We start from the raw sequence: 16395 nt of genomic DNA, 5'->3' as shown, positions 1-16395 counted from the left end.
TGTAATATTATCTGTTTTAGGTGTTGAAGACGCAAATGTATTGTGCCTCTATAGGAAATATCACTAACGATTAAATTACCTATTCAAACAGGCATAAGCCCTAACTGCAAATGTACCGGCTCCTTTAATTTTAGGTGGCACGGCATTAAACTGGTAGCCGCTTTGGGGTAGCGCATCAAGATTACATAAATGCTCAACTATCAGTATGCCGGCACCTAATAAAGTAGTATGTACGGGGCGGGTTTTGCCGGTGGTATTATCAATATTATGGCTGTCGATACCCACTAATTTAACCTGGCTTTCTTTAAGGTAGATAGCGGCTTCCTCTGTTAAATACGGATGGCCTTCAAAATAGCTTTCCGTATTCCAATGTTTTGCCCAGCCTGTATTAACCAATACGGCTTTGTTTTTAAGCTCCAGCCCTTCAAAATATTCTTTGCCGATAGTGGTAGCACCTTTAGCGTTGATGGTAATGGCATCTAAATTGGCGCATTGCTCCAGGGCTATTTGCGACAGGTCTTTTCCATCCTCATACCGGTGAAAAGGGCAGTCAATATATGTACCGGTATTGGTAACCATTTCTATCTTACCTATCTGGAACGATGTTCCCTCTTCATAGATCCCTTTAGAATTTTCACGGCTCAGGTAATCACAGATAATTGGAGCAGACAAGCCTTTGTAGGTTACCAACCCATCGAATATGGTATGACTAAGATCTATGAGTGTTTCCATCAACAGGCGGGATTAAAAGTTTTAAAGCAACGTTTTATCAGCTTACAGCAACAGGCTCTGCAACTTCGGTCAGCAGGTTAACAGCCTGGTTAATGCTGTTTACGCCCTCAATGCTCAGGCGCAGCGTATTTTTAACTTCTTTTAAATTGGTACGCCTTGGGTTAGCCTGTACAAACGTAAGCACCTGCCTGAAGGCTTCGGTTTCAAAATAAGCAGATTGCTGATTAGTAAGGAAAAAACCTTTTAGTATATTCTTTTTAAGCGAGATCTTTTCAAACCCGATAGACTTGCCCAGCCATTGCAGGCGCATCGTATTCAGCAGATCATCAACCTGTGCAGGTATCGGCCCAAAACGATCATGCAGCTGCTGCTGAAAAGCTTTCAGCTCAACCTCGTTCTCTAATTTCGACAGTTCGGTATATAGGTTATAGCGTTCGGCAATACTGGTCACATATTCATCCGGGATCAGGATCTCCTGGTCGGTATCAATCTGTGTAAAGGCAATAAACGGTCGTGGTTTATCATCCGGGAAAACGCCTTTAAACTCATCTTCCTTAAGCTCCTGTATGGCTTCGTCCAATATCTTATGATACATTTCAAAACCTATTTCGGCAATAAAGCCACTTTGCTCGGCACCCAAAAGGTTTCCGCTGCCGCGTATGTCCAAATCTCGCATGGCAACGTTAAAGCCGCTGCCTAAATCACTAAATTCTTCAATGGCACTTAAGCGTTTCCGGGCTTCGCTGGTAAGGGTTGATAAAGGTGGACTTAACAGATAACAATACGCCTTTTTATTGCTTCGCCCTACACGGCCACGCATCTGGTGCAGATCGCTCAAGCCAAACATGTGTGCGTAATTGATAATGATGGTATTAGCGTTTGGAATATCCAGACCTGCCTCAATAATGGTAGTGGCCACCAATACATCGTACTCATGGTTCACAAATTTCAGCATCACATCTTCCAGCGCATCGCCTTCCAATTGCCCGTGTGCAATCCCGATGCGGGCCTTTGGCACCAGCTTATGGATCATGCCACCTAACTGCGGCAAATCACTTACCCGGTTATGGATAAAGAAAACCTGCCCGCCACGGTCAATCTCGTGCTCAACGGCTTCTTTTATCAGCGCATCATTAAATACATGCAGTTCTGTAACCACCGGCTGCCTGTTTGGCGGCGGGGTGGAGATAATGGAAAGATCCCTTGCACCCATCAGCGAGAAATGCAAAGTACGCGGAATAGGCGTTGCCGTTAAGGTAAGCGTATCCACATTCGCGCGCATCTGTTTCAGCTTTTCTTTGGTTGATACACCAAATTTTTGCTCCTCGTCAATGATCATTAAACCCAGATCCTTGAACTTAACATCCTTACTCACCAGGCGGTGCGTACCTATTATAATATCTACTTTACCATCCTTCAGCTTCTCTAAAGTTTCCTTTATCTGCTTTGGCGATTTAAAGCGGTTCACATAATCAATATTAGCCGGGAAACCTTTCAGCCTATCAGAGAAGGTTTTATAATGCTGGGCCGCTAATATGGTTGTAGGCACAAGGATGGCTACCTGCTTGCTATCGGCAACAGCCTTAAATGCAGCGCGGATGGCAACCTCTGTTTTACCAAAGCCCACATCGCCACAGATCAGCCTGTCCATAGGATGCGGCGATTCCATATCTTTTTTCAGATCGGCGGTTGCCTTTTCCTGGTCTGGGGTATCCTCATAAATAAAGGAAGCTTCCAGTTCAGTTTGTAAATAGCTATCCGGAGAGAAAGCATTACCTACCTGCGTTTTCCTTACAGCATAAAGCTTTATAAGGTCGCGGGCAATATCTTTAACTTTTTTTTTTGTTGTTTTTTTGAGCTTTTCCCAGGTATCGGTACCCAGCTTGTTCATGCGGGGTACGGCACCTTCTTTACCGCTGTATTTTGAGATACGGTTAAGCGAGTTGATGTTTACATACAGTAGATCATTGTCCGCATATATCAGGCGGATCATTTCCTGCACCTTGCCATTTACCTCAACTTTTTCAAGCCCGGCGTATTTGCCTATGCCGTGGTCAATATGGGTTACGTAATCGCCGGCCTTTAATTCGCGCAGCTCCTTCAGGGTAATAGCCTGCGAACGCTGGTATCCCTTCTTAAGTTTATATTTATAGTAACGGTCAAATATCTGGTGATCGGTATAACAGGCTATTTTTAGTTCGCGGTCAACAAACCCTTCGCGTAGTGAAATGCTTATGGGAGTAAACTTTACCGTTTTATCTAAATCCTCCAAAATGGCATAAAGCCTTTCAACCTGCCGGGCCGAGTCGGTAAATATCGTATTCTCAATATGCTCGGCTTCGTTGTTCTTAAAATTGTGGATCAGCAGCGTAAAATCCTTATTAAAGGATGGCTGCGGGCGCATATCAAAATTAAGCGCATGGTCTGGCTGGTAAAAAAACTGCTTGCCAAATTCCACCAGCGGAAAATCGTGCAGCTGGTCGCCAATCAGTTTTTCGTCGGTAAAGCCAAACTTGGGGTCTATCCAATCCGGGTTCTGGTTTTTCTCCTCCGGCGATAAGGCCTTCCACAGTGCTGTTGCTTTTTTAAAGCCGCTTTGAATAATATCTAAAGTAAACTGCACATCCTTTATCCAAACCTGCGTGCCCGCGTCAACATACTCTAACAAGGAAATGTTATTCTCCGTTAAAAACTTCGACTGCACATTAGGAACTATGGTAATGCTCTTAACCTGCTCAACCGAAAGCTGGCTCTCGATCTCGAAGGTGCGGATAGATTCAATAAAATCACCAAAGAACTCCACACGGTAAGGTAACTCGTGCGAAAAGGAGAAGATGTCAACAATACCGCCACGGATAGAGAACTGCCCGGGCTCGTAAACAAAATCAACACGGTCAAAATCATACTCAACTAAAAACTCATTGATAAAATCAATGCTCAATTTGTTGGTTACGGCAATTTCGAGGGTGTTTTTTTCGAGCGATGCACGGTCAATTACCTTTTCGGCCAGGGCCTCGGGGTAGGTGACTATCAGCTGTCCAAATTCTGAAGAGTGGTTAAGCTCGTTCAGTACTTCGGCACGTGCTAATACATTGCTGCTATCGGGTTGTGTAAATTCAAATGGCTTGCGGTACGATGAAGGGAAAAGTAAAACTTCCTTACCGGTAAGGTTTTCCAGATCGGCCTGAAAATAGCCGGCTTCTTCTCTGTCGGGCAGTACAAACACCATGTGCTTGTGCTGTAAAAAATACAATGCTACCGCAATGGCCGCATCACCCGATCCGACTAAACCACGTAACTGAACTCTCGGATTTTTTGATGCGTTGAGGGCTTTCGCCAGCGCTTCAATCCGTTCATCAGTTTTATATCTTTCTAAAATATCACGGATGTTCAAACTGTTACAAATATATGCAAAAAAGCAGTTTTATCGGCAAAAGCATTACCGGCATAAAATTATTCCAAACAATATTGCTGTATAATTACTTTAAGTAGTAAATTTATATAGTAACAGGGATTAAAGCCCGGATGCCAGGATCTGTTATTTTAACATGGTATCTAACATCTGTCTTTAAACGCTACAACCAAAACCAATAGACCATGAAGAATGCAATTATTTCGGGCCTTGTTATAGGCATATTAAGCGGATTATGGATGTTTATTCTTAAATCAATGGGACTCTCGCCGCAAAGCAGCGGCCCCGAGCCTATTGAGTATTTAGCAGTACTGATCCCTTTAATAGTTTTATATTTTGGCTTAAGAAGCTACAGGGCCAATGAATGCAACAATAACATGGGCTTTTTAGAAGCGCTAATGCAATGCTTTAAAATATTACTTATTGGCGGTGTTATTACAGTTGCCGCATCCATAATTTATATTGATGAGTTTGCCAAAGAAAGTACCCTGATGGATTTTTCGGGCAGGATATTTGGCGCTTTACTGGTTGGTATCCTGTTTTCGTTAGGTGTATCGGTATTGCTTACTACCAAGCCCAATAAAGTTGATTAAAACGCTGTTTGCAAAATATTTTGAACTTTGCTTTTGGGTTACCGGGCTTGTTTTACTGGCAATGGCTAACCCTACGGAGCAATCACATTTTACTTTATGCCCGTTAAAGTTATTGGGCATTACCTGGTGCCCCGGCTGCGGCTTGGGGCACTCTATTTCCTTTTTATTTCATGGTGATATTTCGCGCTCATTCCATGCGCACTGGCTGGGCATCCCGGCGTTGCTGGTCATTTTAAACCGTATTTATGTTTTAGCCATGTTAAGGCTACAACCTTTTCTTACTCCGGCCAGCAACAAACCTTCCTTTTAAGGTTTGTTTAATACTGAAAAGCTTTTTTAGGCTCAATAATCTTATCCGCTTTGGCCGCTTTAAATACTCCCCTCACCGACTTGTTACATCTGCTAACCTATTTTGTATTGTTCTTTTTTTAATTCTATCTTAGTTTTATATCACAATAAAAAAACACCTAAAACAATTTCAAAATGGACATGTATCAAAATCCGTATATGGCGCTTCCGGGAATTACGCCTGAGGAAATGGGCTTTTTACAACAAGGCACCACCGATCTTACTGACGAGCAAAAAAAATATTTTTATATGGCTTATTCAAGCAAAAGAAAATCTTCACAGGATATTTTAATATTCACGCTGATAGGTTTCTTTGGTGTTGCCGGTATACAACGCTTTGTTCTTGGCGAAGTAGTGATGGGCCTTTTATACCTGTTTACTGGTGGTTTTTGCTTAATAGGGACTATTGTTGATTTGGTTAACCACAAAACATTAGCCACAGATTATAACCGTAAAATGGCTTATGAAAGTTTCCAGATGGCTAAAATGAGCGTTCCATCAACCAAATTATAGTTATATAATAATACGATAGGTATGCCTTTGTTAACTGCAAAAGCTGCCTAAAACAGTAACTTTGGTTATGAAATTATCGCAACTAACCGCTTACTTTGAAAGCTTGGCGCCGCTTGCTTACCAGGAAGATTATGATAACTCGGGCCTGATTGTGGGGCATCCTGATAAAGATATTTACCAAGCCCTGGTATCATTAGATTGTACCGAGGCCGTAGTTGACGAAGCCATTGCTACCAATTGCCAGATTATTGTATCGCACCATCCCATAGTTTTTAAGGGGCTTAAAAAGTTTAACGGTAAAACTTATGTAGAAAGGGTGGTTGAAAAGGCCATCCGCCATAATATTGCTATTTACGCTATACATACCAACCTGGATAGTATAATGACAGGCGTTAATGCCCGAATTTGCGAAACGCTGGGATTAAAAAACTGCCGTATACTATCGCCCAAACCAAACCTGCTGAAAAAACTGGTTACTTACGTACCTGTTAATAATGCCGATGAGGTACGCAATGCCCTGTTTAACGCGGGGGCCGGCAATATTGGCAACTACAGTGAGGTTAGCTTTAATGCCGAAGGCACGGGTACCTTTAAAGGGAACGATAATACAAACCCATACGTTGGCGAACCAGGAACACGCCACCTGGAAAATGAGATCAGGCTGGAAACTATTTATCCGGCGGTGCTTGAAAGTAAAATACTGATGGCGCTGGTTTTAGCCCATCCTTACGAAGAGGTTGCTTATGATCTGTACAACCTTAGCAATCATATCCAGCAGGTTGGAGCAGGCATGATAGGCGAACTGGAATTGCCGATTGAAGAAGAAGCCTTTTTATATCACGTTAAAGAAAAAATGCACGCCCATGTAATAAGGCATACCGCTTTTACGGGTAAACACATTAAAAAAGTAGCGGTGTGTGGTGGCAGCGGCGGCTTTTTATTAAACCATGCCATTAGCGCCGGTGCTGATATTTTTATTACTGCCGATTATAAATATCACGAGTTTTTTGATGCTGAAGGAAAGCTGGTAATTGCCGACATCGGACACTTTGAAAGTGAGCAATTTACACAGCAATTATTATATGAAATTATTACAAAAAAATTTACTAACTTTGCCGTCCGTTTAACAGAAGTAAATACAAACCCCGTCAAATATTTTATTTAATGGAACAAACCGTAGAACAAAAGCTTAAAGCTTTATACGAACTACAAACCATCCACACCAAAGTTGATAAAATTCGCCAGGTAAGAGGTGAATTACCTATGGAGGTTGCCGATCTTGAAGATGATGTTGCTGGCCTTGAAACCCGTATACAAAAAATAAAAGCTGAGCTGGATGATTTGGAAGATGATATAGTTACCCGCAAAAACCTGATTAAGGATGCGCAGGCTAATATCAAAAAATACGAAACACAGCTTAACGAGGTTAAAAATAACCGTGAGTATGATGCCATATCAAAAGAAATTGAGATACAGGGATTAGACATACAGGTAAGCGAGAAAAAGATCAGGGAGTATGGTTTTGAAATTGCTTCAAAAACCGGCATCTATGAAAAAGCCCTTGCCGACCTTGAGGCCCGCAAAAGCGACCTTGATGCTAAAAAAGATGAATTAGGTACAATTACTGCCGAAACTCAGAAAGAAGAGAACGAGCTTAGTGCACTTGCTGAAAAAGCAACAGTTAATATTGAAGAGCGTTTGCTTATAGCTTACAACCGTTTACGCCAGAATGCAAAGAATGGCCTTGCAGTTGTAACTATTCAGCGTGATTCATGCTCAGGATGCTTTAACCAGATCCCTCCTCAGCGCCAGTCGGACATCCGTCAGCGTAAAAAAATCATCGTTTGCGAACATTGCGGCCGTATTTTGGTTGATGAGCAGATGGCTTTAGAGGCTGAAACTGTTTAAGTTAATATTCAAGCAAAACATAACAAAAAAGGCGCTCAGTGAGCGCCTTTTTTGTTATAATTACCCCACCTGCAATTACAATTAAACCTTATTTTTAGCCGTATAAAATGCTAAGGTACAGATCAACTTACTTTTTTCTTATCTGCACAACTATTATCCTTGGCTTGCTCTCCAGGCATATTAAAGGTATCCCATTATTTATTGGCGATATTTTATGGGGCTTAATGGTTTACTTCATAGTAAGGTTCCTGTTTATCAAACAATCGTTAAAATGGGTTATCATAGTAGCTTTGTTATTTTGTTATGGCATTGAGTTTAGCCAGCTTTACCAGGCCGTATGGATCAACAACATCAGGCATACCGTTTTGGGCGGCCTGGTATTAGGCGAAAAGTTTCTTTGGGGCGATATGCTTAGCTATACCATAGGAATTGGCATTGGCGTTTGGGCTGATACTTTTGTTGTAAAACATAAACCACCACATTGGCCTGGGGCCTGAATATATTAGTCACTCGCCGGAGTCGCGCTACTGCATAAGTTTTATAGAATTTTTAAAGGAGCTCAATGAGTGCCTTTTTTGTTTTTGAATTTGCGTTTTTTATATTAGCCGAAGATGCATATTCATTTACCGCAACGGCTTAAATATCTAATTCCATTTTGCGTAGTGGTTGCGATCGCGGGAATGATATTGATAAAGGATAGTTCGCGTGAAAAAAGCGAATATTTGCATGTGAGTGGCAAATTAATATATCGCGATTCAAAGCTGGGCAAAATGCCTTACCGCGACAGCGGAGCGTACCGTTATATAAAAATTGCAGGTTATTCGCAGCCCTTTGAAATTTATGCCGATGAGCAGGGCAAACTTATTGACAGTTTAAAAATAGGCAACACTGTGACTGCCTGGTATCAAAAGCCGTACATTCCCAGCCAAGAAGGTGTTAACCGTTTTTTACAATTCCTTGAAAAGGATAATAAACTTTATTTTGAGCCTACCGGTTTCCAGCAACAACTCGGATATGCTATCATATTAATGGCATTAGTTATGATGTTGCTGTTTTATGTGCTGTATAAAAAAGGTAAAATAGCTTATTGAAGCTACTAATGCCTGATCTATAACCGCTCGTCTCTAAAACATACTTGTCTGCCTGCCGCCTTTCGGTATAAACAGGTCATAGTTATATGCAGGCATCTCTCTATCGGCTAAAAACCTTTTACAGGCCATTTTAAACATCTGGTGGATAGATTCTGCCATCTTTCCTTCACCGCTCATCCTGCGGCCAAAATCGCTATCGTTCAGCTTTCCATCATGGCATGATTTAATCAGGTTCAGCACCTTCTCGGCCCTGTCGGGAAATGCCTTATAGATCCAGTCGGTAAAAATCTCGCCAATACTGCCATTGAGCCTTACAATAGTAAACCCTGCTGATAACGCCCCCCTTTCGGCAGCTGCTTTAATTATTGCAGGCACCTCGTTACTGTTTAACCCGGGAATAATGGGCGCCGCCATTACCCTAACCGGGATTCCTTTTTCTGATAGTTTTTGAATTACCGCCAGCCTGCCCGTTGCAGTTACGGTGCGCGGCTCTAACTTTTGCCGCAGCTGCTCATTAAGCGAGGTAACCGATACGTTAACATGCACTAATGACATGGCTGCCAATTCGGTCAAAATATCCAGATCGCGCAGTATAACATTGTTTTTGGTGATGATGCTTACCGGGTTGCGGTATTTTAAAAAGAGCTGCAAAAGCGATCGTGTTATTTTTAAACGCCGCTCAATGGGCTGGTAACAATCTGTATTACCAGAGAGCAGGATGCACACCGGCTTATAATTCTTTTTATTAAAATACTGTTCTAAAAGCTCGGGGGCGTTGCGCTTTACAATTATTTTGCGCTCAAAATCAAGGCCGGCGCTAAAGCCATAATACTCGTGCGTATTGCGGGCGTAACAGTATATGCAGCCATGTTCACAACCCTGGTAGGGGTTTATAGAGTACATGTGGCTAAGATCGGGGCTGTTTGATTCGCTAACGATCTTTTTGGGGGTTTCTTCGTATAGCTGGGTGGCCGTATTTTCAAGCAGGGGCTCATCAAGCCCTTCAATATGCTCTAATACATATTTATTTTTTAAAAACTTATTATGGGTAATTACCTGTGCTCCCCGTCCATTAAAAAACTCAGGGTTATCCTCATGTGCCATAGCACAAATTTGCTAATAAAATTAGCAAATTACAAATCTATCAGTTTGTTTTTTACTGCGTACAGTACCAGGCCAATACGGCTTTTAATATTAAGCTTAGTGAACAAATGATCGCGATAACCATCAACCGTACGGATGCTGATACACATCTGATCAGCAATTTCTTTGTACGTAAGCTCACTGCTGGCCAGCCTTAAAAACTCAAGCTCGCGCGGGTTTAAAATAATTGGCTCAATTTGCTGGTTAAACGAGTTTATTAAAAGCTTGGTAACAAACTCCGGATAATATACCTCACCCTGCGATACTTTTTTCAGGGCCTGTTCAAACTCATAGGGTTCGGCATCTTTAAGCAGGTAACCTTTAACGCCTAATTTAAGCATGGTAAGCACCCGCTCGGCATCCTCCAGCATTGATAAAACAATAACACGGATCTCGGGATAATTCTCCTTAAGCCATTGTGCTGTTGATGCTCCATCCATAATAGGCATGTGAATATCCAGCAAAACAATATCGGGTTTATTTTTAGGCGAAATTTTCCGGATCAGCTCTTCGCCATTACCCGCTTCAAAAAGAATACTGTATCCTTTAAAATTATTTATTAATGATGCAATTCCGCTTCTGAAAAGACGATGATCATCAACTAATGCGATGTGGATTGTTTCCATTAAATATACAATCTTTGTTCAATTGGGTTTAGGGTAATCTTAATTTGACAACCTTTTCCTTCAGAACTGCTAATTTTTGCAACAGCTCCTATTAAAGCTGCCCGGTTTTCCATATTTCTCAAACCCGATCCGTTCTTATTATCAGCTACATCTGTAGAAAAGCCTTTACCGTCGTCGTAGAGCGTTAAATTAAACATTTCGGGAATATATTGCAACGTGATTTTAAAATGAGCCGCCCCTGAGTGTTTAATAATATTATTCAATGCCTCCTGAAATATGCGGAACAGTACCAATTCCCGTTGCTCCCCTAACGAATAAACTTCGCCCTCCACCAATAACTCTGTATCAATTACCCCGCTTTTATTAATTCGTTGCACCTCCTTATCAATAGTTTTTACCAGCCCACTATTGGTAATATGTTCAAAACTCAGGCTTTTTGATAAATCGCGCAGGTCGGTAATCACACTTGCAATCAGCTCCCTGTTTTCGTTGATCCTTACACGCTGCCCTTCATCGCTGTTGGCCATCATGGCAAGGTTTAGTTTAACAAATGATAGCACCTGGGTTACATTATCATGTATTTCGCGGCTTACATAAGTAAATGCTTCCTCCTGTACCTCTATTCGCGCCTTCAGCATTTCCTGCCTGAAATTAGCTTGCAAGGTTTCCTTTTCCTGCTTGTTTTTAACCTGCCTTTTTTGATAAATTATGATAAAGTAAACAACAAACCCAGCCAGTATCAGAAAAAATATAGTTGTCGAAAAAATAATTATATATATATCTGCACTTTTTGAATCCAACTGCTTCATTATATAAAATTGCTTTTATAAACCTTTTTATCAATCAATATAGCTATTCCTGCCGTTAAGTAAAATATATAGTTAGCTGCGTAGTTAACAATTAACAAAGGTGCAAAGCTAATATGGTTCTTATAAAAATAATTTTCGAGCGTATAAAAAATAAACATACAACAGGTGAAAAACACAAGGCTTACAGTAAATAAAAATGCACTTTGCGCATAAAGTTTTTCTTCTGTTGGCTTAAGCATCATCTGTTTTAAATACAACAGCGTATAAGTAATATAGATACAATAAACAACATCTAATGTGTTTGAGGGAAACTGCTTAATACTTTGAAAAAATATAATATTTATTAATTCAAAAATCACAATAATCAATATTGCCGCTATCGTATATTTTTTTAATAATTTACTTGTAAACAGATTGTAGTACATTAATGAGTAAATTATGGACTCAACAACTATATAGAGGTGCTGGGTCCACAAACTATTTTTATACCTGATCCCAAAAAATTTTGCTGCCAATTCTGTTACCAGTGCAAAACCAATAATAGCAGTTAATAGTCTAAATGAGGTAGTAAGCTTATTAAACCTTATTATTCCAAGACTAAAAGCTACAAACAGTAGTAATAAATATATAGAATTAGCAATCATAATTATAATTTACAGGCCGCCACAAAAAGGGGGACAAGCGCCCACCAGCTCATAAAGATCCCCACTGTTTAGATACGGGGCTACTCCATTTGATCCATTATAATCAGGATTAGGCTGTGCCCCTGCAAATACAATAGTAATTATATTTTTTTCGGAATCCGGAAAATCAGGGTGTTTTGCTAAATGAACATTTAACCCAACAAAAACAGGGTTACTCAATATAGCGTCTAAACTGGCTCTATCTATAAAATACCCATTTAATAATTGCTCATCCGGTGTTAATAAAGCTGATCCGCCTGCGGTTGCGTTTTGCTGTTTATAATTTTCGATTAAGCTTTTAGCTAATGTGCGGTCAATAATTGAAGCCATGTTTTTAATTAATTAAGGATTAACAAATAGTTAATAAATATAAGTACAAACACGTTATTTTCACGCGGTGTTTTAACAATGTTTACCGGGTTAAAATACTGCTTAAATACCGTTATTACACGGTTTTAATTACAAATATTTCTTCCTGTTAATTAAAAAGTTGACTTATACTTAATTACAATATCTCTTTTGCCAACTAATGCATATCCTTTTTAAACAAAATGCCATACGTTAATGTTAAAACACACATGCGCAAATTTCTGCAACGTATTTTTACCAGGCCTGTTATAAAGCTGGCTAACACACTTCCGTCAAGACCGGATAAAAAAAGAGTAAATAAAGCGCTTAGTGAATTAAACAGGCAGATCAACGCCAAAGAGGGAAATAAGGGTTTGATCATTCCTTTTAAAGCCGATGGTGATAAGTTTGTGATCCTTTCCGATCAGCACAAGGGAGCACGTGACGGGGCCGATATTTTTGCCAAAGCCGCTAAAAACTACCTGGCCGCACTTGACCATTATTACAAAAACGATTTTTTTTATATAAACCTTGGCGATAGCGAAGAACTTTGGGAAAACCTTTTCGTCACCATAAAAAGACATAACAAGGCTACATTTGAAGCAGAAAAGAAGTTTCTTGGTAAAAAACGGTTCATCAAAATATACGGCAACCATGATCTTTACTGGGATAATGACCCTTTGGCGGCTGTTAATCTTCAAAAAATATACGGGCAAAAAGTCAGCATTTACGAAGGCCTTATTTTAAATACCAACATAAAAAATAAACCTTTGGAAATATACATGACACATGGCCACCAGGGCGATTTGCAAAGCGATGGCAACTGGTTCAGTAAGTGGTTTGTTTCTGATGTATGGGCACCGTTCCAATCATACCTGCGCATCAATCCCAATACGCCGGCTAATAATGATGAGTTAAAAACTGAGCATAATAAAATAATGTATCAGTGGAGCTCGAAACGTAAAAACACTTTATTAATAACGGGGCATACCCATCAACCTGTTTTTAAATCGTTAACGCATCTTGAAAAATTATACCAGGAACTTGATGCGGCTAAGAAAGCTAAAAACACGGCGCTGATAGCAGAACTGCAAAAGCAAATTGTAACCCGTAAAAACAAGGGCGACAGGATCCCAGATTTTAATAATTACCTTGATACTTACTTTAACAGCGGCTGCTGCTGTTTTGATGACGGTGATATAACCGGGATTGAAATTGCCGATGGCTGCATCAGGCTGATAAAATGGGCCTACAAAAAAGGTGGCGCAAGTGAAAGGTTGGTTTTAGAGGAAAGCAGACTGGAAGACCTGAAATTAGGATGATAGCTTGTTAATACGCCGGAATTACCCATCCAACAAAAACACAAACAGCTCTTTGGGGCCGTGAGCACCTAAAACAAGTGTTTTTTCAATATCTGCCGTACGGCTTGGGCCGGTAACATTGCTGATCATTGATGGCAGGTTTGTACCATATTTACTCTTGATCAGTTTAAATCCGTCTTTCAAATCCATCACTAATTGCGAAGTATAGGCCAGCACAATGTGTACGGGCGGGTAAATACTTAGCCTGCGGCCCGCCATATTCGCGTTTGAAAGTAAAATACTACCGTTACGGGCAATTAAAGCTTCGCAAAGGGTAAAACCTACGTCGGCCTGCTCAAAGTCCTTATCGGTTTCAAAAAAGGGGTAACCAAAGTTTGTTAGTATTTGCTGAAGCGGCGGCTCCCAGCAATAAATTTTTCGCCATTTACGCTCTTCGGCCAGCTCCAATAAATTTTCAATAAACTGAACTTCATCTTCACAAAAAACAAACTGGCCCGATATGGCTGTAAACTGCTCGGCAAATATTACCTCCAGCAATTCATCAGTTGGGGGATAATGGGGCATATCCTCAAGGTTAGGATAGGGGTTGTCTCTTTTTTCAAGCAGCGCCTTCCTGATCTTCTTGAGCAGTTTTTCCTTTGATGTTGTTATATCCCTCATTATTCAGTTTTAAAAGTTAAAAGCCCAAAGCAAAAGGGAATTAACCTTGCTTTGGACTTTTAACCTTAAGTTTTTCGACTTAAAGTTTGTTACTCTGTAATTGAGCTTGCTTCTTTGTCTTCGCCGCCTCTTGCAAAAGTACCTGAATGGTCTGCAACACCCTCGGCTACTAAGCCTTTGGCAGCAGGTTCCTGGTCAGCTTCCGGGCCGTTAACAAACTCATCATAAGTTGTACGGTTATCAAAGGGACGCTTACCTAATATCTCTTCCAAGTCAGACTGGAACAATATTTCTTTTTCTAAAAGCTTATCGGCTAATTTTATTAAGCCATCACGTTTATCTATAAGTAATTGTTTGGTACGTTCATAAACAACCGCAATCTGGTTACGTACTTCCTGATCAATCAGTTCCGATGTTTTTTCAGAGTATGGCTTGTTAAACTGGTACTCGCCCTGTGTATCATTAAATGATACATTACCTACTTTTTCATTCATACCATAAATGGTAACCATGGCATAAGCAAGTTTGGTAATGCGTTCAAGGTCGTTCTGTGCACCTGTAGATATTTTACCAAAGGTAATATCCTCAGCAACACGGCCGCCCAATGTCATACACATACCATCTTCCAACTGTTCGGTAGTATATAAAAACTGTTCTTTTGGCAGGTATTGTGCATAACCTAATGCAGCAACACCACGCGGAACAATGGATACCTTAACCAATGGATCGGCATGCTCCAGGAACCAGCCTGCAATAGCGTGGCCAGCTTCGTGATAAGCAACAATGCGTTTTTCTTCCGGAGAGATGATTTTGTTCTTTTTCTCCAAACCACCAATCACACGGTCAATAGCATCCTGAAAATCCTGCATGTCAACTGCCTCTTTGTTTTGGCGTGCTGCAATTAATGCGGCCTCGTTACAAACGTTGGCAATTTCGGCACCTGCAAAACCAGGGGTTTGAGCCGATAGTTTTTTAGCATCAACACCTTCGGCCAGTTTAACCGGTTTTAAGTGTACTTTAAATATCTGCTCGCGGCCAATCAAATCCGGTTTATCAATAGATACCTGCCTGTCAAAACGCCCCGGACGCAATAAGGCTGAATCCAGTACATCCGGACGGTTGGTAGCTGCAAGGATAATGATACCCGAATCGGTACCGAAACCATCCATCTCAACCAATAACTGGTTTAGGGTGTTTTCGCGTTCGTCATTACCACCTACAATATTGTTTTTACCACGGGCACGGCCAATGGCATCAATCTCATCAATAAATATAATACATGGCGCTTTGTCCTTAGCCTGGCGGAAGAGGTCGCGCACACGTGATGCACCCACACCCACAAACATCTCCACAAAGTCAGATCCTGAAAGTGAGAAGAAAGGCACCTGTGCTTCGCCTGCAACAGCTTTAGCCAACAATGTTTTACCAGTACCCGGCGAACCTATTAATAACGCCCCCTTAGGTATTTTACCACCCAGGTTGGTGTACTTTTTTGGATTCTTTAAAAAATCCACAATTTCCATTACCTCTTGCTTGGCTTCTTCCAAACCGGCAACATCATTAAACGTTACCGATACCTGGGCTTCCTTATCAAACAGGGTAGCTTTTGATTTTCCGATGTTAAATATCTGTCCGCCCGGGCCGCCACCTGCACCACCACTCATACGGCGCATGATAAACAACCATACTGCAACAAGCAATACTGCCATTATTATACATTGTACAAACCAGTTTGATAACAGGCTTTCGTGTCCCTGCTCAAAAGTGATAGGCACTTTTGATGCATCGGGCACACCACTTTGCGCAGCGTTTATTGATTGCTTTAAGCTCTCGTACGATGCATCCTGAAAAACATATTGAGGACCATCAGTACCGCCCATGTTAAATGAGCGCTGATCTTTTTTAGCATCGGCATATTCAGGCTTGGTTAAGCTGGCTTTTTTAATGTAAACTTCGGCAACAACCAAATCACCGTTGCGGTAGGCTACTATACGCTCAACATCATTTTGTTTAAGCATGCGTTCCGAAAACCGTTGAAAAGTTATCGGGCTTGTAGTACTACTGTTTAAAAGCATGGCAACCACCAGCAAAACGGCAACAATAATGGCATAAAACCACATAATGTTGGGTTTGGGCGGTTTGGGCGTAATTTTTTTATTCGGTATTTTCCGGATAGGTTTCGGTTTTTCCAATTGATTATCTTTCAT

General features: G+C 40.9%; 17 protein-coding genes. 8 read left to right on the top strand and 9 right to left on the bottom strand.

Annotated features, from left to right (window positions below):
• Positions 1-75 precede the first annotated feature (75 nt).
• Both ACQY4U_RS03955 and mfd read right to left on the bottom strand, forming a co-directional pair.
• Entirely contained in the window at positions 76-732 is a 657-nt protein-coding gene (locus tag ACQY4U_RS03955; protein ID WP_428328081.1) for a cyclase family protein, read from the bottom strand.
• Positions 733-769: 37 nt separating this feature from the next.
• A complete protein-coding gene (mfd, locus tag ACQY4U_RS03950; protein ID WP_428328080.1) occupies positions 770-4126 on the bottom strand; it encodes a transcription-repair coupling factor in 3357 nt (1118 codons plus the stop codon).
• 203 nt (positions 4127-4329) lie between these two features.
• On the opposite strand from mfd, the gene ACQY4U_RS03945 reads away from it, so the two are divergent.
• From ACQY4U_RS03945 to ACQY4U_RS03915, 7 genes are all read left to right on the top strand, one after another.
• The gene (locus ACQY4U_RS03945) at positions 4330-4737 is read left to right on the top strand and encodes a DUF4199 domain-containing protein (RefSeq protein ID WP_428328078.1); all 408 of its coding nucleotides are present in this window, start codon (positions 4330-4332) and stop codon (positions 4735-4737) included.
• The gene (locus tag ACQY4U_RS03940) at positions 4730-5047 is read left to right on the top strand and encodes a DUF2752 domain-containing protein (RefSeq protein WP_428328076.1); all 318 of its coding nucleotides are present in this window, start codon (positions 4730-4732) and stop codon (positions 5045-5047) included. The genes ACQY4U_RS03945 and ACQY4U_RS03940 overlap by 8 nt, the downstream gene beginning before the upstream one ends.
• Positions 5048-5220: 173 nt before the next feature.
• Entirely contained in the window at positions 5221-5598 is a 378-nt protein-coding gene (locus ACQY4U_RS03935) for a TM2 domain-containing protein (protein ID WP_428328075.1), read from the top strand.
• Between the two features lie 67 nt (positions 5599-5665).
• Entirely contained in the window at positions 5666-6763 is a 1098-nt protein-coding gene (locus ACQY4U_RS03930; RefSeq protein WP_428328074.1) for a Nif3-like dinuclear metal center hexameric protein, read from the top strand.
• Complete coding sequence (locus ACQY4U_RS03925; protein ID WP_428328073.1) at positions 6763-7506, top strand: zinc ribbon domain-containing protein; 744 nt, start codon at positions 6763-6765, stop codon at positions 7504-7506. The genes ACQY4U_RS03930 and ACQY4U_RS03925 overlap by 1 nt, the downstream gene beginning before the upstream one ends.
• A gap of 107 nt (positions 7507-7613) precedes the next feature.
• A complete protein-coding gene (locus tag ACQY4U_RS03920; protein WP_428328071.1) occupies positions 7614-8003 on the top strand; it encodes a DUF2809 domain-containing protein in 390 nt (129 codons plus the stop codon).
• A 183-nt stretch (positions 8004-8186) separates the two neighbouring features.
• Positions 8187-8597, top strand: coding sequence for a hypothetical protein (locus ACQY4U_RS03915; protein ID WP_428328070.1), 411 nt, complete (start codon positions 8187-8189; stop codon positions 8595-8597).
• A 33-nt stretch (positions 8598-8630) separates the two neighbouring features.
• Here ACQY4U_RS03915 and ACQY4U_RS03910 read toward each other — a convergent pair whose 3' ends face one another.
• The 5 genes from ACQY4U_RS03910 to ACQY4U_RS03890 form a co-directional block, all read right to left on the bottom strand.
• Positions 8631-9701 (bottom strand): PA0069 family radical SAM protein, encoded by a 1071-nt coding sequence (locus tag ACQY4U_RS03910; protein ID WP_428328069.1) that lies wholly within the window; start codon positions 9699-9701, stop codon positions 8631-8633.
• Positions 9702-9730: 29 nt separating this feature from the next.
• The gene (locus ACQY4U_RS03905; RefSeq protein ID WP_428328067.1) at positions 9731-10366 is read right to left on the bottom strand and encodes a response regulator; all 636 of its coding nucleotides are present in this window, start codon (positions 10364-10366) and stop codon (positions 9731-9733) included.
• Positions 10366-11175 carry a sensor histidine kinase gene (locus ACQY4U_RS03900; RefSeq protein ID WP_428328066.1) on the bottom strand — a complete coding sequence of 270 codons (810 nt, stop codon included), beginning with the start codon at positions 11173-11175 and terminating at the stop codon, positions 10366-10368. The genes ACQY4U_RS03905 and ACQY4U_RS03900 overlap by 1 nt, the downstream gene beginning before the upstream one ends.
• Complete coding sequence (locus ACQY4U_RS03895; protein WP_428328065.1) at positions 11175-11600, bottom strand: hypothetical protein; 426 nt, start codon at positions 11598-11600, stop codon at positions 11175-11177. Before ACQY4U_RS03895 ends, ACQY4U_RS03900 begins: the two co-directional genes overlap by 1 nt.
• A 228-nt stretch (positions 11601-11828) precedes the next feature.
• A complete protein-coding gene (locus ACQY4U_RS03890; RefSeq protein ID WP_428328064.1) occupies positions 11829-12188 on the bottom strand; it encodes a hypothetical protein in 360 nt (119 codons plus the stop codon).
• Between the two features lie 221 nt (positions 12189-12409).
• Between ACQY4U_RS03890 and ACQY4U_RS03885 the strand changes: the two genes are divergently transcribed.
• A complete protein-coding gene (locus ACQY4U_RS03885) occupies positions 12410-13528 on the top strand; it encodes a metallophosphoesterase (RefSeq protein ID WP_428328063.1) in 1119 nt (372 codons plus the stop codon).
• A 21-nt stretch (positions 13529-13549) separates the two neighbouring features.
• On the opposite strand, the gene ACQY4U_RS03880 is transcribed toward ACQY4U_RS03885, so the two are convergent.
• Both ACQY4U_RS03880 and ftsH read right to left on the bottom strand, forming a co-directional pair.
• Positions 13550-14188 carry a LutC/YkgG family protein gene (locus tag ACQY4U_RS03880; RefSeq protein WP_428328062.1) on the bottom strand — a complete coding sequence of 213 codons (639 nt, stop codon included), beginning with the start codon at positions 14186-14188 and terminating at the stop codon, positions 13550-13552.
• 89 nt (positions 14189-14277) lie between these two features.
• The gene (gene ftsH, locus ACQY4U_RS03875; RefSeq protein WP_428328061.1) at positions 14278-16395 is read right to left on the bottom strand and encodes an ATP-dependent zinc metalloprotease FtsH; all 2118 of its coding nucleotides are present in this window, start codon (positions 16393-16395) and stop codon (positions 14278-14280) included.

The organism is Mucilaginibacter sp., assembly GCF_965277465.1.
Classification (GTDB): Bacteria; Bacteroidota; Bacteroidia; order Sphingobacteriales; family Sphingobacteriaceae; genus Mucilaginibacter.
This window is presented reverse-complemented; position numbering and strand designations above follow the sequence as displayed.

Bases quoted from the DNA above. Each gene is read 5' to 3' on its own strand.
- ACQY4U_RS03885 (WP_428328063.1), top strand. From the start codon at position 12,410: ATGCCATACGTTAATGTTAAAACACACATGCGCAAATTTCTGCAACGT.
- ACQY4U_RS03895 (WP_428328065.1), bottom strand. From the start codon at position 11,600: ATGTACTACAATCTGTTTACAAGTAAATTATTAAAAAAATATACGATA.
- ACQY4U_RS03900 (WP_428328066.1), bottom strand. From the start codon at position 11,175: ATGAAGCAGTTGGATTCAAAAAGTGCAGATATATATATAATTATTTTT.
- ACQY4U_RS03955 (WP_428328081.1), bottom strand. From the start codon at position 732: ATGGAAACACTCATAGATCTTAGTCATACCATATTCGATGGGTTGGTA.
- ACQY4U_RS03945 (WP_428328078.1), top strand. From the start codon at position 4,330: ATGAAGAATGCAATTATTTCGGGCCTTGTTATAGGCATATTAAGCGGA.
- ACQY4U_RS03880 (WP_428328062.1), bottom strand. From the start codon at position 14,188: ATGAGGGATATAACAACATCAAAGGAAAAACTGCTCAAGAAGATCAGG.
- ACQY4U_RS03930 (WP_428328074.1), top strand. From the start codon at position 5,666: ATGAAATTATCGCAACTAACCGCTTACTTTGAAAGCTTGGCGCCGCTT.
- ACQY4U_RS03920 (WP_428328071.1), top strand. From the start codon at position 7,614: ATGCTAAGGTACAGATCAACTTACTTTTTTCTTATCTGCACAACTATT.
- ACQY4U_RS03925 (WP_428328073.1), top strand. From the start codon at position 6,763: ATGGAACAAACCGTAGAACAAAAGCTTAAAGCTTTATACGAACTACAA.
- ACQY4U_RS03915 (WP_428328070.1), top strand. From the start codon at position 8,187: ATGATATTGATAAAGGATAGTTCGCGTGAAAAAAGCGAATATTTGCAT.
- ftsH (WP_428328061.1), bottom strand. From the start codon at position 16,395: ATGAAAGATAATCAATTGGAAAAACCGAAACCTATCCGGAAAATACCG.
- ACQY4U_RS03905 (WP_428328067.1), bottom strand. From the start codon at position 10,366: ATGGAAACAATCCACATCGCATTAGTTGATGATCATCGTCTTTTCAGA.
- ACQY4U_RS03935 (WP_428328075.1), top strand. From the start codon at position 5,221: ATGGACATGTATCAAAATCCGTATATGGCGCTTCCGGGAATTACGCCT.
- ACQY4U_RS03890 (WP_428328064.1), bottom strand. From the start codon at position 12,188: ATGGCTTCAATTATTGACCGCACATTAGCTAAAAGCTTAATCGAAAAT.
- ACQY4U_RS03910 (WP_428328069.1), bottom strand. From the start codon at position 9,701: ATGGCACATGAGGATAACCCTGAGTTTTTTAATGGACGGGGAGCACAG.